Origin of the sequence: Embleya sp. NPDC020630, assembly GCF_044334985.1 — a bacterium.
Lineage (GTDB): Bacteria > Actinomycetota > Actinomycetes > Streptomycetales > Streptomycetaceae > Embleya.
Genome location: NZ_JBIRUB010000003.1, coordinates 631,147 through 646,784, shown reverse-complemented (window position 1 = coordinate 646,784; position 15,638 = coordinate 631,147). Strand labels below are relative to the sequence as shown.

Sequence of the window (15,638 nt, the reverse complement as noted above, 5' to 3'; positions counted from 1 at the left end):
GGCGCGGCGCGCCCCACTCCGGCGCGGACCGGCGCGTCGTCCAGGTCCTGTCCGGCGACGCGAGGGGCCTCATCATCGCGGACGCCCCTTGCCTTTGCCAACCGTCCGACGCCACCCGCATAGGCGCCTGATCAACCGTCAAAAAGCCCGCACGCTCCCCGGATTCGCTCCGGGACGACAGCGAGGGTGTGGGCCGCTCCGAGAGCGACCCACCGGCCCGGATCAGCCCTTGGCCGCTGCCACGACCTTCTCGACCTGCCTGGTCACCGTCGCGGTGTCCGGCAGTTTGGGAGTGGTGCCGGTGAACTCGACGATCCTGACGACGACCAACGTGCCGCCCACGCGGACCACGACCTGCCCGCCGCTGCCGCCGTCCTCCGGCATGCTGTGGATCGCGAGCGTCTCGTCGCCCAGCTTGGGGTGGGCCGCCTCGGCGTGTTTGACCGTCGAGGTCTCGCCCTCGGCGTCCTTCGTGGTGAGCGAACCGCACTTCGCGAGCGCGGTACGCGCCTTGCCCAGGATCGTTTCCGCGTCGGTGCCCGCGAACGAGAACAACTCGGTCGTGATCGCCGTCGACGGCATCGGGGCGCCGCCGAACATCACGACGGCCTGTGCCACGGCGACCGGCTTGACGGCACCCTGTCGCGGTGCCAAGAGGTCGGTGACCGGCTGGCAGTCGGGCACCGCCGCCGTCACCCGCTCGCCGGCCGCCTTCGGTTCCCGGGTGAGGTAGGTGCCCTGTGGCAACTCCGTCGCCGTGAGGACCGCCTTCTCCAACTGTGCGGCGGTCAGCGGGGTTCCGGCCGGGGCACCCGAGGCGACCGGCGCGCTCGGTGCCCCCGCGCTCGGTGCACCCGCGGCCGGCGGGGGCGCGGTGACCGGGGTCCTGGTGGTCGTGCTGCTCGCGGCGGGCTTCCCCTCGGTCTTCTTGCCGTCGTCGGAGCCGCACGCGGTCGCCGCGAACACCACCGAACCGATGATCACCAGCGAACTCGACCGAAACAGGGACTTGCGCATGAAGACGGAATCCTCCGGGGAAGGTCGGCCGTGTCCCGAGCCGCACCGCGTCGTCACGAGGGAGCGGACGAGGCGGTGCGGACCGGCGGGATGTGATCGGCCGTCAGGAAAGCGGTGGCAGCGACCGTGCGCCGATCGACGTCCCCCCACGAGACGTGCGTGCGACGGCGAACGGGCCGAGGGCTCCCGTCCGACGCGACGCGAACCACCCCGCACAGCAGGGGAGTCCGGGCCCGGATGACGAGAGCGCGCTCATCATGGTGCAGCGCTCTCGCCTTTGCCAACTATTTAAGCCGATCGGCCTCGATCACCTCGCGCCACCACGTCGGCAGCGCCTCCACGTGCCCGACCCACCCGGCCGGCAACTCGGCCCGAACGCCGACGATTCCCCCGACGATCGCGCATGTCGTGTCCACGTCCCCGCCCGCGCTCGCGGTCGACCAGAACGCCGCCGCGTAGTCGTCGAGGTGCCGGGCCGCCGACCAGATCGCGAACGGCACGGTGTCGGGGGCGCTCACCAGGCGACCGTTGCCGAGCGCGCGACCCACCGCCCGCGAGTCCGTCCGGCCCACCAACTCCGCTGCCGCGCCCAGGCGTTCCCGAACCAGACCGGCGGGGGTGCGGTCCCGGACGAAGGCGATGAAGTCGGCCGGCTCCGGCTGTTCCAGAGTGGCCGCGCCCGCCGCCGCCACGGCCACCGCCACCGCGCCCGCGACGCCCTCGGGGTGGGTGTGCGTCACCTCGGCCGAACGCGCCGCCTGCTCCACCACCGCGTCGAGGTCGGCCGCGAACCACGCGCCCAGCGGCGCCACCCGCATCGCGGCCCCGTTGCCCCACGAGCCCTGCCCGTCGAACGGTTCGGCGGCCAACGTCCGCCAGTCGCCGCCCTGGCGCACCAGGCGCAACATCCGGTTCGTCGAGGGCCCGTAGCCCCGATCGAAGTCGTGCCGCACCGCGAACGCCCGGGCCAACGCGTCCTGATCGACCCGCCCGCGCAGGTTCAGTTCGGCGTGCAGGGCGCAGGCCATCTCGGTGTCGTCGGTCCACGGCCACTCGCCGTCCGGAAGGCGACGGTCGGCCAGGTGGGGGAGGTTGTCGGGGACGAAGAACTGGGCGCCCAGGGCGTCGCCGAGCGCGAGGCCGCGCAGCGAGGCGAGGGCGGAGGAGTGATGGGTCATATGGACGGCCATTATCGTGCCCGCCGTGCTTGGATGATCCGAATGACGTGCCATCAGCTACCCGCGTCCGGCGGCGAGTTCCCCCTCCCGGGCGGTGCTCGCCTTTGGCCTCAAGCGCCGGCCGGGCCATCCGGGGCCGACCGTCGGCTCGCGGTTCGCGCGTGACCCCGGCGGTCACCGCCGCCGTACTCGGCTCGGCCGGGCTGCACGCCGCCTGGAACGCGCTCGCGCACGGCCTCAAGGACCGACTCGCGACCATGGTCATGATCCAGGTGGCGAGCCTGGGCATCGGGCTGGTCTGCCTGCCGTTCGTCGGCGTCCCGGCGGCCGGCGCCTGGCCGTGGCTGCTCGGCTCGGCCGCCCTGCACATGGTGTACAACCTGCTGCTGCTGGAGACCTATCGGCTCGGCGACTTCGGTCAGGTGTACCCGATCGCCCGGGGCACCTCCCCGTGGGTCACCGCGCTGATCGGGGTGACCCTGCTGCACGAATACCTCACCGTGACGCAGACCGTCGGTGTGGTGGTGATCTCGGTCGGGATGCTCGTGCTCGCCCTGGCCGGCGGGATACCGCGCCGGGCCGAGGCCGCCACCGTCGCGGCCGCGTTCGCCACCGGCTGCGCGATCGCGCTGTACACCGTCCTGGACGGCGTCGGCGCCCGCTCCTCCGGCTCGGCGATGTCCTACGCGGCCTGGCTCTTCGTCCTCGAATCGGCCCCGACCATCGTGGTCCTGCACGTACGCCTGCGCCGCGACCCCACCCGCGAGCGCAACCCGCAACGCGCCTGGGGCCTGCTCGGCGGCGCCATGTCGATCGCCGCGTACACCCTGGTCATCTGGGCCCAGACCCGAGGCACCCTGGCCACGATCGCCGCCCTGCGGGAAACCTCGGTGGTGATCGGCGCCGTGATCGGCACGGTCGTCTTCCACGAGACCTACGGCCGCCACCGCCTCGTCGCCACGATCCTGGTCCTGCTCGGCATCACCGCGATCAACATCGCATAGCCCACCGGAGCGACCCCGGCCAACCGGGACAAAAGTGAGATTGGCGACTTTACCTATCGCCCCCATCGACCGGTCGGCCCCGTAAGAGACCCGAGAAACCACTCCGAGGAACCCGGCGACAATCCGAAAAAGTCGGGACCAAGGTCCACCGGGTCGGGACCGAAGCTCCTGCGAGCCGCAGCCGGGCACGACAAAGGCCCAGTCCGGAGAAACAACCTCCGACCTGGGCCTTTACCTTTGGAGCGGGTGACGAGGATCGAACTCGCACCACTAGCTTGGAAGGCTAGGGCTCTACCATTGAGCTACACCCGCAGCTGGTGTGGCGTGCACGTGGCGCCTAGGTTAGCGGATTGGTGCGCGGCCAGTGCAGACTCTAGCGTGTCGTCCTCTAGACTTCATCGGGCGCCACGGGGCGTAGCGTAGTGGCTAGCGCGCCTGCTTTGGGAGCAGGAGATCGGGAGTTCGAGTCTCCCCGCCCCGACCACCACATCGAGAATTCGCTGCAGGATGGATCGGTACCACCGGTTCTGAACCTTCAGTGTGCCGTCAGGCAAGATGCACAGGCCCGGAAGAACAGCCCGCAGCAAGGAGACCCTTACCGTGAAGAGCGCCGTCGAGACGTTGAACCCGACCCGGGTTCGGCTCACCGTCGAGGTTCCCTCCGAGGAGCTGAAGCCCAGCCTCGACGCGGCGTACAAGAAGATCGGCAAGCAGGTGACGGTCCCGGGCTTCCGCAAGGGCAAGATCCCGGCGCGCATCATCGACCAGCGCTTCGGTCGCGAGGCCGTCTTCGTCGAGGCGTTCGACGACATCCTGTCCTCGTCGTACGGCAAGGCCGTCGAGGAGAACGAGCTGCGCGTGCTGGGCCAGCCCGAGGTCACCGAGGTCACCGACGTGACCGAGCTGGCCGGCGGCGCCGATCTGAAGTTCACCGCAGAGGTCGACACCCGTCCCGAGATCGAGCTGCCGGACTACTCCGGCATCGAGGTCGAGGTCGATGACATCACCGTCACCGACGAGGACGTCGCCGAGAAGATCGAGGAGCTGCGCGACCGCTTCGGTGCGCTGAACACCGTCGAGCGGGCCGCGGCCGAGGGCGACACCGTCGTCATCGACATCGAGGCCAAGGTCGACGGCGAGGTCCTGGAGGACGGCGTCGCGAAGGCGATGTCGTACCAGATCGGCGGCGACACGATGCTGGACGGCCTCGACGCCGCCGTCATCGGCGCGTCGGCCGGCGAGACCAAGACCTTCGAGACCGAGCTGCAGGGCGGCAGCGCCGCCGGGCGGACCGCCGAGGTCTCGGTCCTGGTGACCACCGTCAAGGCCAAGGAGCTCCCCGAGCTCGACGACGACTTCGCGCAGCTGGCCAGCGAGTTCGACACGCTGGACGAGCTGAAGGCGGACCTGCGCGAGAAGCTCGACCACCAGAAGCTGCACGACCAGCAGAACGAGGGCCGGGACAAGGTCCTCGAAGCCCTGCTGGAGCAGATCGAGGTGCCGCTGCCGGAGAGCATCGTCACCGAGGAGATCGAGCAGCGCCGCGGTCAGCTGGAGCAGCAGCTCGGCATGATGGGCATGGACCTGGCCAAGTGGCTGGAGATCCAGGGCCAGACCGCCGAGGAGTACGAGGAAGAGCTCCAGGACAGCGTGCGCAAGGGCATGCGCGCCCAGTTCGTGCTCGACGAGGTCGTGAAGAAGGAGCAGCTCTCCGTCAACCAGGAAGAGCTGACCCAGCACCTCATCCAGCGGGCGCAGCAGTCCGGCATGAGCCCCGACCAGTTCGCCCAGCAGGTCATGCAGTCCGGCTACGTGCCGGTGCTGGTCGGCGAGGTGGCCCGCGGCAAGGCCCTGGAGGTCATCGCCAAGAGCGCCAAGGCCAAGGACGCCTCGGGCAACGAGGTCGGCCTCGGTGTCGACCTGCACGCGGACGACCACGAGGGCCACGACCACGCCGAGACCGAAGAGGCCGCGGCGACGGACGAGGGCGGCACGGACGAGACCGCGACGGACAAGGCCGAGGCCTGATCCACCCTCCCGCGCCGGCCACGACCGGCGCGACACGCGACACCCGGGCCCGGTCCCCGCTTCGGCGGGGGCCGGGCCCGTCGGCATGCTCGGAAGGCCCGCACAAGCGCGCACACGCCCTCGTGGAGGCATCCGGGTCCGGTGGTCGACCCGGGTGCGACCCGCGCGCGACTACCCCGTCACCGGCCGGATATCGCCCTGCTGCGCTCTGGGCGAACAGTCCTGAGTCTGGGATGGCCTGCGACGATCCGCGCGTTAGGGTCGCTGTACGAAGGGGGTCACCCGCCACAAAAGCAGGTGCCTCCCAAGGTCGACTTCGTGACGGCTCGGGATTGCCGTCGGAAACGAGCAGGTGGATACGTGACGAATCCGCAGATCGTGACTCCGGGGCTCGCGGTGCCCACTTCGCGTGCATCTCAGCCGGGTGGGATGGGGCTCGACGACCAGGTCTACAACCGGTTGCTGCGCGAGCGGATCATCTTCCTCGGCTCGGTCGTCGAGGACCAGATCGCCAACGCCATCTCCGCCCAGCTTTTGCTGCTGAACGCGGAGGACCCGGAAAAGGACATCTGGCTCTACGTCAACTCGCCCGGTGGCTCCATCACCGCCGGTATGGCGATCTACGACACGATGCAGTGGATCAGCAACGATGTCGCGACCGTCGCGATGGGCCTGGCCGCCTCCATGGGCCAGTTCCTGTTGACCGCCGGAGCCCCCGGCAAGCGCATCGCGCTGGCCAACTCCGAGATCCTGATGCACCAGCCGTCCGCCGGCCTCGGCGGCTCGGCGTCCGACATCAAGATCCAGGCCGAGCAGCTCCTGCGCACCAAGCGCAAGATGACTCACCTGATCGCACACCATTCCGGGCAGACCCCCGAGAAGATCGAGCACGACTCGGACCGCGACCGCTGGTTCTCCGCCGAAGAGGCCAAGGAATACGGCCTGGTGGACCACGTCGTTCGCAGTGCGGCCGAGGTTCCCAACACCGGCAGCACCAGCTGATCCCGGCGTCCGTACCGACCGGCCGCACAGCCGACAAGCGCTGACGGCGGTCACCGGTCGCCCGGCAACCGAGTCGAGTCCGCAGTCCCGGAGGGCTGAGATTTCATGAACGACAATCTGTTCCACCGGCCCGAGGGCCTGGCACCCCTGGCCTCGCGCAGCGCCGAGAGCCGCTACGTCCTGCCGCGCTTCATCGAGCGCACGTCGCAGGGCTACCGCGAGCAGGACCCGTACACCAAGCTGTTCGAAGAGCGGATCATCTTCCTCGGCGTCCAGGTCGACGACGCGTCGGCCAACGACGTGATGGCGCAGCTCCTGACGCTCGAGTCGATGGACCCCGATCGGGACATCTCGATGTACATCAACTCGCCCGGCGGGTCCTTCACGGCGCTCACCGCGATCTACGACACGATGCAGTTCGTGCGCCCCGACATCCAGACGGTGTGCATGGGCCAGGCGGCCTCCGCCGCGGCCGTTCTGCTCGCCGCGGGAACTCCGGGCAAGCGAATGGCGCTGCCGAACTCCCGCATCCTCATCCACCAGCCGTACAGTGAAACCGGGCGCGCGCAAGTCAGCGACCTGGAGATCCAGGCTCGTGAGATCCAGCGCATGCGCACCATGCTGGAGACGATGCTCGCCAAGCACACGACCAAGCCGATCGAGCAGATTCGCGACGACATCGAGCGCGACAAGATTCTGACGGCCGAAGAGGCGCTCGCGTACGGCCTCATCGACGAGATCACCGCACCTCGGAAGGTCGTCGGCTAGTTGTCCCCGCCCGGTCGGCGGCTTGCCGCCGACCGGACAACGGTGACCGGTTGATGGCCAAAACCGGGGGAAACCGGGGGAGCGGAGATTCCGGCGGGGTACCGTCGAAAGACCAGGCACCAGGTCCGGTACACATCCGGGGCCCAGGCGAAGGAGATGCACCTCGTGGCACGCATCGGTGACGGTGGCGACCTGCTCAAGTGCTCGTTCTGTGGAAAGAGCCAGAAGCAGGTGAAGAAGCTCATTGCCGGTCCGGGTGTCTACATCTGCGACGAGTGCATCGACCTGTGCAACGAGATCATCGAGGAGGAGCTCTCCGAGTCCTCCGAGTTGAAGTTCGAGGAGCTTCCCAAGCCGCGGGAGATCTACGAATTCCTCGACGGCTACGTGGTCGGGCAGGAAGTCGCCAAGAAGGCGCTCTCGGTGGCGGTGTACAACCACTACAAGCGGGTCCAGGCCGGCGAGGCGGGCAAGGCCTCGCGTGACGACGGCGTGGAGCTGGCCAAGTCGAACATCCTGCTGCTCGGGCCGACCGGCTGCGGCAAGACGCTCCTGGCACAGACCCTGGCCCGGATGCTCAACGTGCCGTTCGCCATCGCCGACGCCACCGCGCTCACCGAGGCGGGCTACGTCGGCGAGGACGTGGAGAACATCCTCCTCAAGCTGATCCAGGCGGCCGACTACGACGTCAAGAAGGCCGAGACCGGGATCATCTACATCGACGAGGTGGACAAGATCGCTCGCAAGAGCGAGAACCCCTCGATCACCCGCGACGTGTCCGGCGAGGGTGTCCAGCAGGCGCTGCTGAAGATCATCGAGGGCACCACCGCGAGTGTGCCGCCGCAGGGCGGGCGCAAGCACCCGCACCAGGAGTTCATCCAGATCGACACGACGAACGTGCTGTTCATCGTGGGCGGCGCGTTCGCCGGCCTGGAGAAGATCATCGAGGGCCGGGTCGGCCGCAAGGGCATCGGCTTCGGCGCGCAGATCCGCTCCAAGCGCGACGTGGAGAGCGCCGACTCGTTCGCCGACGTGATGCCCGAGGACCTGCTCAAGTTCGGCATGATCCCCGAGTTCATCGGCCGGCTCCCGGTGCTCACCTCGGTGCACAACCTGGACCGCGAGGCGCTGATCCAGATCCTGACCGAGCCCAAGAACGCGCTGGTGAAGCAATACCGCCGGCTGTTCGAACTCGACGGCGTCGAGTTGGACTTCGAGATGGAGGCGCTGGAGGCGATCGCCGACCAGGCGATCATGCGCGGCACCGGTGCCCGCGGCCTGCGCGCGATCCTCGAAGAGGTGCTCCAGTCGGTGATGTACGAGGTCCCGTCCCGCAAGGACGTGGCCCGCGTGGTGGTCACCGACCAGGTGGTGCTCAAGCACGTCAACCCCACGCTGGTGCCGCGCGACGTGGTCAAGCGCGAGCGGCGCGACAAGAGCGCCTGAGCCAGGCCGGTCGGGGCGGCATGCCGGCGCGTGTCCGAAGACAAGCGCCGGCCCCGACCCCGAATGCCCGGCTCAGCGGGCGGTGCCCGCGTACACGTTGGCGATCACCAGGCGGGCGTGGTCGGTGCCCGCGCCGTCGCTGACGTAGATCAGGTCGTGCTCGTCGCCCCACAGGCACATCGCCGTGGTGGTGTTGTGCCAGCAGCGGAGCAGCCCCGGCGGACCGCCGGGCACCGGCGTCTCCTCGGGCGTCGCGACCGCCGGTACGAAGTCCCGGACGTAGGCCACCGGCGCCGCCTCGCGCCTGCTCGCCAGGGTCAGCAACACCGTTTCCCGGGTCTGTGCGCCGCCGAAGACCTCGGTGCGCACGTCGGCGAAGGTGCGGGCCATCGTCGCGGTCAACTCGGTCACCGCGGGCGGAAGTTCGGTGCGGGCCACCGGCCCGCGGCCCTCGATCGCGGAGGGCATCGCGAGCGGCCCCGACATCCGCGCGGCGGCCGGCGCGGCGGGCAGGCCGGGCGGCGTGCGGGCCGGCTCGCCGCCGGTCTCCAGGAGCAGGAGCACGGTCGCCACGGCGGCCGTCACCACGACCACACTTCCGATCACGCCCGCCAGGAGCACGAACCGGTCCCGCGGCCGGCTCCCGCCCGGGTCCGGGTCGCCCGGCGGGCCGAACGGATACCCCGCCCCGCCCGTCCCGGGCCCCTGCCCGCCGCCGTATTCGTCGCCCATCGCCCCCACCGCCCGTGGTCCGGCCGTACGTCATCGGTACCCGGTACAACGACGGCGGGGCCGCGAGGCGACGCGCGAACCGCGTTCGACCGGCCGACCGGCCGACCGGCCCCGCGCGTCGCCGACGGGCGCTACTTCTCCAGGTCCGCGCGCATCGCCTTGAACGTCACCGCGGCCTGGTCCGCCGACAGCCGGTCGAAGTACGCCACGGCCGTGGTGTACTTGTCCGCCCACCCGCAGATCGCCGCCGGCCGGGCGTCCTGGGCGGGCACACACTCCAGGGTGCCGCCCAGCGGGCCCGGGTCGTAGCCCTTCATGGCGAGCCCCGACGGGACGCCGCCCTCGGTGGCGTCCACGTAGTCGACCATGCCGCGGACCATGTGCTCCAGGCGCTTCCCGTCGATCCCGGTCATCCCGTCCACCCCGACGAACAACACCGAGCGCGGGCCGGACCCGGCCGCGCCGTACGCCGCGACCAGCACGTTGTTCGCGGGCGAGCGCACCTCGCCCGGATCGACCGGGACGTCGCTCGGCCCGTCGAGCAGCCGGGCCAGGCCACCGGCCTGGGCGGCCGGCCGGAGCCGCAGGACACCGTCCGACCCGGCCGGCCGGGCCGACGTCGACGGCCCGTTCGACACGCCCTTGCCGGGCGGCAGGGTCGGCGGCTTCGTGACGGCCGCGGTCGACGTGGCCTTGTCCGGCAGGGCCGTCGCGGCCTGTGCCGGGCCGCTGCGGTCGGCCTTGTCGTCCTTGCCGTCCTTGGCCTGGCAGCCCGTCAGCACGGTGGCCCCGAGCAGCGAGACGGTGACGGCGGTGAGCAGTGTCGAGGTGCGAGTACGCACGAAAATCCCCCCGGATTCGAGAACTCACGGATATCGGGCCGCTCCCGACGCTACGACCGACGCGTGATCGGCGAAACCGGAACGGCTCGTACCGCAAGCTAGCGGTGCCCGCCGACCGGCGGGGTCGCGGTGACAGCACGGTGACAAGCGCGGGACGCCGTCGACGCGAAACCGGCCCGCGCCCGCCGCGCCGTCGCGCGCTCCCCGCCGCGTCGAAGGCGCCCACGCGCCTTCCGTAGACTGGGGCGGTGACCGAGAACACCACTCCCGCAGCCGCTGCCGCCGAGCAGCCGCAGGCCCTTCCCTCCCAGTACACCCCCGCCGAGGTAGAGGGGAAGCTGTACGAGCGCTGGGTAGCCGCGGGTTGGTTCGAGGCCGACGCCAAGAGCGACAAGCCGCCGTACACGATCGTCATCCCGCCGCCGAACGTGACCGGGCAGTTGCACCTCGGTCACGCGTTCCAGCACACGCTGATGGACGCGCTCACCCGCCGCAAGCGCATGCAGGGCTTCGAGGCGCTGTGGCTGCCCGGCATGGACCACGCCGGCATCGCCACCCAGAACGTGGTCGAGCGCGAGCTGGCCAAGGAGGGCAAGTCGCGGCACGATCTGGGCCGCGAGGCGTTCGTGGACCGGGTCTGGCAGTGGAAGGAAGAGTACGGCGGGAAGATCCTCGGCCAGATGCGCCGCCTCGGTGACGGCGTCGACTGGTCGCGTGAGCGCTTCACCATGGACGAGGGCCTGTCCCGGGCCGTGCAGACCATCTTCAAGCGGCTCTACGACGACGAGCTGATCTACCGCGCCGAGCGCATCATCAACTGGTGTCCGCGCTGCCTGACCGCGATCTCCGACATCGAGGTCGAGCACCAGGACGACGAGGGCGAGCTGGTCTCGATCCGCTACGGCGACGGCGACGCCTCGATCGTGGTGGCCACCACCCGCGCCGAGACCATGCTCGGTGACACGGCCGTCGCGGTGCACCCGAGCGACGAGCGCTACGCGCACCTGGTCGGCACCGAGATCGAACTGCCGCTCACCGGTCGGCGGATCCCGATCGTGGCCGACGAGCACGTGGACCCCGAGTTCGGCACCGGCGCGGTCAAGGTGACCCCGGCGCACGACCCGAACGACTTCGAGATCGGCCGCCGGCACGACCTGCCGATGCCGACGATCATGGACGAGCGCGCGATCGTCACGGCGCACGGCCCGTTCCAGGGCCTGGACCGCTACGAGGCGCGCTTCGCGATCGTGGCCGCGCTGCGCGAACAGGGCCGGATCGTCGCCGAGAAGCGCCCGTACACCCACGCCGTGGGGCACTGCTCGCGCTGCAAGACCACCGTCGAGCCGCGCCTGTCCATGCAGTGGTGGGTCAGGGTCGAGCCGCTGGCCAAGGCCGCCGGCGACGCGGTGCGCGACGGCCGGGTGGCCATCCACCCGCAGGAGCTGGCCGGGCGCTACTTCGCCTGGGTCGACAACATGCACGACTGGTGCATCTCGCGGCAGCTGTGGTGGGGCCACCGCATCCCGGTCTGGTACGGCCCGAACGGCGAGACGGTCTGCGTGGGCCCGAACGACGAGGCGCCCACCGGCGAGGGCTGGACGCAGGACACCGACGTGCTGGACACGTGGTTCTCCTCCGGCCTGTGGCCCTTCTCCACCCTCGGCTGGCCCGAACAGACCGCCGACCTGGCCAAGTTCTATCCGACCGACGTGCTGCTCACCGGCCACGACATCATCTTCTTCTGGGTCGCCCGGATGATGATGTTCGGCCTGTACGCGATGGACGGCCAGGCGCCGTTCCACACCATCACGCTCACCGGCCTGGTCCGCGACCAGTTCGGCAAGAAGATGTCCAAGTCGTTCGGCAACGTGGTCGACCCGATCGACTGGATGGACGCGTACGGCACCGACGCGCTGCGCTTCACCCTGGCCCGCGGCGCCAACCCGGGTACCGATGTGCCGATCGGCGAGGACTGGGTCCAGGGCTCGCGCAACTTCTGCAACAAGATCTGGAACGCCACCCGGTTCGCGCTGATGAACGGCGCCACCGTCGAGGGCCCGATGCCGGCCGCCGAGGACCTGTCGGCGACGGATCGCTGGATCCTGTCCCGCCTGGACGCGGTGGTGGCGGAGGTGGACGCCTACTACGAGGACTACCAGTTCGCGAAGTTGTCCGACACGCTGTTCCACTTCGCCTGGGACGAGGTCTTCGACTGGTACGTCGAGCTGGCCAAACTCCCGCTCAACGGCGACGACGAGGCCGCGGCCCGGGCCACCCGGCGCGTGCTCGGCCACGTGCTCGACGTGACGCTGCGGCTGCTGCACCCGGTCGTGCCGTTCGTCACCGAGGAGTTGTGGACCACGCTCACCGGCGGCGAGTCGTTGGTGGTCGCCGAGTGGCCGGCGCCGAGCGGGTTCGCCGACCCGGCCGCCGAGGCCGAGATCACCACGCTTCAGCAGGTGGTCACCGAGGTCCGCCGGTTCCGCTCGGACCAGGGCCTCAAGCCCGGCCAGCGGGTGCCGGCCAACATCTCGCTCGAGGGCACCACGATCGCCGCGCACGAGGCGGCGCTGCGGCAGCTCGCCCGCTGCACGCCGGCCGGCGAGGGCTTCTCGGCGACCACGTCCTTCCCGGTCGCGGGCGCGTTGATCGAGCTGGACCTGTCCGGCGCGATCGACTTCGCCGCCGAGCGCAAGCGGCTGTCCAAGGACCTGGCCGAGGCGCAGAAGGTCCGCGACGTGAACACCAAGAAGCTCGGCAACGCGGGCTTCCTGGCCAAGGCCGCCCCCGACGTGGTGGACAAGGTCCGGGAGAAGCTGGCCGGCGCCGAGGCCGACATCGCACGCATCGAGGGCCAGCTGGACCGGCTGCCCTCGGCCTGACCCGTACGGCCGCGCGGCCCGGGCACCCCCGGGCCGCGCGCACGGACGGCACTCGACCAGCTCCCGAAGAACTCGATCAGAACCGGTGACACCTGTGACAGACCCCGCCGAGGCCCTGGCCGCACAGCGCGCCGTCGAGGCCGAACTGGTCGGGCGCTGGCCCGAGACCAAGCTCGACCCCTCCACCGAACGTGTCGTCGCGCTGATGGACGTGCTCGGCCAACCCCAGCGGGCCTACCCGGTCATCCACATCACCGGTACCAACGGCAAGACCAGCACGGCCCGGATGATCGAGAGCCTGCTGGGCGCGCTGCGCCTGCGCACCGGCCGCTACACCAGCCCGCACGTCGAGTCGATGACCGAGCGGATCAGCCTGGACGGCGAGCCGATCAGCGCCGAGCGTTTCGTCGAGACCTACCGCGACATCCAGCCCTACATCGACATCGTCGACGCCGCGCAGCAGCATCGGTTGTCCTTCTTCGAGGTGATCACCGCCATGGCGTACGCGGCGTTCGCCGACGCGCCGGTGGACGTCGCGGTGGTCGAGGTCGGCATGGGCGGCACGTGGGACGCGACCAACGTGGTCGACGGCACGGTCGCGGTGGTCACTCCGATCGCGGTCGACCACGCAAACCGGCTCGGCTCCACGCCCGGTGAGATCGCGGTGGAAAAGGCCGGGATCATCAAGAAGGACAGCCTGGTCGTGCTGGCCCGCCAGCCCGCCGACGCCGCCGAGGCGCTGCTGCGGCGCGCGGTCGAGGTGGACGCGACGGTGGCCCGCGAGGGCATGGAGTTCGGCGTGGTCCGGCGCGACCTCGCGGTCGGCGGCCAGTTGCTCACCCTGCGCGGACTGGCGGGGGAGTACGAGGACGTCTTCCTGCCGCTGCACGGCATGCACCAGGCGGAGAACGCCGCGGTGGCGCTGGCCGCCGTGGAGGCGTTCCTGGGCGTCGGCACGGCCGATCGACCCGGGCTCACCGGCGCCGGCGCGCTGGACGCCGACCTGGTCCGCGAGGCGTTCGCGTCGGTCACCTCGCCGGGTCGGCTGGAAGTGGTCCGACGCAGTCCCACCGTGCTGATCGACGCCGCGCACAACCCCGCAGGCGCCCTGGCCACGGCCCGCGCGATGACCGACTCGTTCGACTTCCGGCACCTGGTCGGGGTGGTCGCGGTGATGGCCGACAAGGACGTCAGGGGCGTCCTGGAGGCGCTGGAGCCGGTGCTCGCCGAGGTCGTGGTCACGCAGAACTCGCAGCCGCGCGCGATGCCCGTCGACGAACTCGCCGCGCTCGCCGTCGAGGTCTTCGGCGCCGACCGGGTGGACGTCCAGCCCGCCCTGCCCGACGCGATCGAGGCCGCGGTCACCCTGGCCGAGGAGGAGGGCGACCTCGGCGGCGCCGGCGTCCTGATCACCGGCTCGGTGGTCACCGTCGGCGAGGCGCGGGTGTTGCTCAAGGGCGGCGCACGCGGGGGCGGAACCGGCCCGACCGACGGAAGGGACGCCTGAGGATGCGCGCGCTGTGTTCGACCCACCTGATCGGCCAGGCCCTGGTGATCTGCCTGGCCGCGCTGGTCGCCATGCAGCTCACCGACATCTCCACCGGGGTGTTGTGGGCGGTCGCGGGGCCCTCGGCGCTGGTGTGCGTGTGGTTGTGCGCAAAGCTCAAGGAGCCGTGGGCGATCACCGCGGGCTGGGTGCTCCAGGCCGGTCTGTTCCTGACCGGTTTCGTGGTCCCGATGATGTTCCTGATCGGCGTGGTGTTCGGCCTCATCTGGTACGGCTGCGTCCGGGTCGGGCGGATCATCGACGCCGCCAAGGCGGCCCGCGAGGCCACGGCCGAGTGATCCGGGATACGGCCGAATGGTCCGGGCGTTACCCCGGATAGGCTCTGGGCGTTGACCCATTCGCGGGGTCGCGACGCCCGTATGTCGCAACATCCGTACGGTGCGATACCCGTACGTCGTAACACCCGTACGTCGTAACACCCGTACCGAGCCCCCCTCTCCGATCAAGCAAGGAGCCCCATGTCCGAGCGCACGCTCGTCCTGGTCAAGCCGGACGGAGTCCGGCGCGGTCTCGTCGGCGAGGTCATCGGCCGCATCGAGCGCAAGGGCTTCACCCTGGCCGCGCTCGATCTGCGCGTGATGGACCGCGAGACGATCGAGCGGCACTACGCCGAGCACGAGGGCAAGCCGTTCTATGCCCCGCTCGTGGACTTCATGACCTCGGCGCCGTCGGTGGCGATGATCGTCGAGGGCGAGCGGGTGATCGAGTCGTTCCGCACGCTTGCGGGCGTCACCGACCCGATCAAGGCCCTGCCGGGCACGATTCGCGGCGACTTCGCCACCATCACCCGGGAGAACATCGTGCACGGCTCCGACTCGGTGGAGTCGGCCGAGCGCGAGATCAAGAACTTCTTCCCCGAGCACGCCTGACGGTTCGGCCGCGACGCCCCGGGCGGATCCCGCGATCGCGCCCCGCGCATCCGGCCGGACCCCGTGCCGGCACGATCCCCGGAGCCGCGCGACGCGCGCGGGCCGCACGGGGCGTCGAATTTTTTCACGAACACACCGGGTGTGTCCGCGCGCGAGCGCGGGAGGTGCCGATCGGGCGCCGTGCGTGCGCTGTTAGAGGGAAATCCCTCCATTCGCCGCGCGTGGCACGCAACCCCTCACCCGGTGATCACGTCATGGTGGATGGAGGGTGCAGCCGTGCCCCCGGAACATCGTGGTTCTACC

Annotated in this window: 13 protein-coding genes and 2 tRNA genes; 10 read left to right on the top strand and 5 right to left on the bottom strand. The window is 70.4% G+C overall.

Annotated features, from left to right (window positions below; translation table 11 throughout):
- Nucleotides 1-222: 222 nt before the first annotated feature.
- Both ACH4XV_RS14255 and ACH4XV_RS14250 read right to left on the bottom strand, forming a co-directional pair.
- A complete protein-coding gene (locus tag ACH4XV_RS14255) occupies nt 223-1,017 on the bottom strand; it encodes a hypothetical protein (RefSeq protein ID WP_395789519.1) in 795 nt (264 codons plus the stop codon).
- Nucleotides 1,018-1,301: 284 nt separating this feature from the next.
- Nucleotides 1,302-2,195 carry an ADP-ribosylglycohydrolase family protein gene (locus ACH4XV_RS14250; RefSeq protein WP_395789517.1) on the bottom strand — a complete coding sequence of 298 codons (894 nt, stop codon included), beginning with the start codon at nt 2,193-2,195 and terminating at the stop codon, nt 1,302-1,304.
- Nucleotides 2,196-2,356: 161 nt separating this feature from the next.
- Here ACH4XV_RS14250 and ACH4XV_RS14245 point away from each other — a divergent pair, with 161 nt between their 5' ends.
- Nucleotides 2,357-3,199 carry an EamA family transporter gene (locus ACH4XV_RS14245; protein ID WP_395789515.1) on the top strand — a complete coding sequence of 281 codons (843 nt, stop codon included), beginning with the start codon at nt 2,357-2,359 and terminating at the stop codon, nt 3,197-3,199.
- Between the two features lie 238 nt (nt 3,200-3,437).
- On the opposite strand, the gene ACH4XV_RS14240 is transcribed toward ACH4XV_RS14245, so the two are convergent.
- Nucleotides 3,438-3,511 (bottom strand) — tRNA-Gly (locus tag ACH4XV_RS14240).
- A gap of 96 nt (nt 3,512-3,607) precedes the next feature.
- Between ACH4XV_RS14240 and ACH4XV_RS14235 the strand changes: the two genes are divergently transcribed.
- The 5 genes from ACH4XV_RS14235 to clpX all read left to right on the top strand — a co-directional run bounded on the left by ACH4XV_RS14235 (nt 3,608) and on the right by clpX (nt 8,443).
- Nucleotides 3,608-3,683, top strand: a tRNA-Pro gene (locus tag ACH4XV_RS14235).
- Nucleotides 3,684-3,799: 116 nt separating this feature from the next.
- The gene (tig, locus tag ACH4XV_RS14230; protein ID WP_395789513.1) at nt 3,800-5,227 is read left to right on the top strand and encodes a trigger factor; all 1,428 of its coding nucleotides are present in this window, start codon (nt 3,800-3,802) and stop codon (nt 5,225-5,227) included.
- A gap of 429 nt (nt 5,228-5,656) precedes the next feature.
- Entirely contained in the window at nt 5,657-6,229 is a 573-nt protein-coding gene (locus ACH4XV_RS14225) for an ATP-dependent Clp protease proteolytic subunit (RefSeq protein ID WP_380044732.1), read from the top strand.
- 105 nt (nt 6,230-6,334) lie between these two features.
- Nucleotides 6,335-6,997: an ATP-dependent Clp protease proteolytic subunit gene (locus ACH4XV_RS14220; RefSeq protein ID WP_078977234.1), complete on the top strand. Its 663-nt coding sequence runs from the start codon at nt 6,335-6,337 to the stop codon at nt 6,995-6,997.
- Between the two features lie 165 nt (nt 6,998-7,162).
- A complete protein-coding gene (clpX, locus tag ACH4XV_RS14215) occupies nt 7,163-8,443 on the top strand; it encodes an ATP-dependent Clp protease ATP-binding subunit ClpX (protein WP_078979485.1) in 1,281 nt (426 codons plus the stop codon).
- Between the two features lie 72 nt (nt 8,444-8,515).
- Here clpX and ACH4XV_RS14210 read toward each other — a convergent pair whose 3' ends face one another.
- Nucleotides 8,516-9,175, bottom strand: coding sequence for a hypothetical protein (locus tag ACH4XV_RS14210; RefSeq protein ID WP_395789510.1), 660 nt, complete (start codon nt 9,173-9,175; stop codon nt 8,516-8,518).
- A gap of 131 nt (nt 9,176-9,306) precedes the next feature.
- On the bottom strand, nt 9,307-10,017 hold the full coding sequence (locus ACH4XV_RS14205; RefSeq protein ID WP_395789508.1) for a hypothetical protein: 711 nt from the start codon (nt 10,015-10,017) through the stop codon (nt 9,307-9,309).
- Between the two features lie 248 nt (nt 10,018-10,265).
- Between ACH4XV_RS14205 and ACH4XV_RS14200 the strand changes: the two genes are divergently transcribed.
- From ACH4XV_RS14200 to ndk, 4 genes are all read left to right on the top strand, one after another.
- A complete protein-coding gene (locus tag ACH4XV_RS14200; protein ID WP_395789506.1) occupies nt 10,266-12,899 on the top strand; it encodes a valine--tRNA ligase in 2,634 nt (877 codons plus the stop codon).
- 85 nt (nt 12,900-12,984) lie between these two features.
- Nucleotides 12,985-14,406 carry a bifunctional folylpolyglutamate synthase/dihydrofolate synthase gene (locus ACH4XV_RS14195; protein WP_395789504.1) on the top strand — a complete coding sequence of 474 codons (1,422 nt, stop codon included), beginning with the start codon at nt 12,985-12,987 and terminating at the stop codon, nt 14,404-14,406.
- Between the two features lie 2 nt (nt 14,407-14,408).
- A complete protein-coding gene (locus ACH4XV_RS14190) occupies nt 14,409-14,744 on the top strand; it encodes a DUF4233 domain-containing protein (RefSeq protein ID WP_395789502.1) in 336 nt (111 codons plus the stop codon).
- A 180-nt stretch (nt 14,745-14,924) separates the two neighbouring features.
- Complete coding sequence (gene ndk / locus ACH4XV_RS14185) at nt 14,925-15,335, top strand: nucleoside-diphosphate kinase (RefSeq protein ID WP_395789500.1); 411 nt, start codon at nt 14,925-14,927, stop codon at nt 15,333-15,335.
- Nucleotides 15,336-15,638 lie beyond the last annotated feature (303 nt).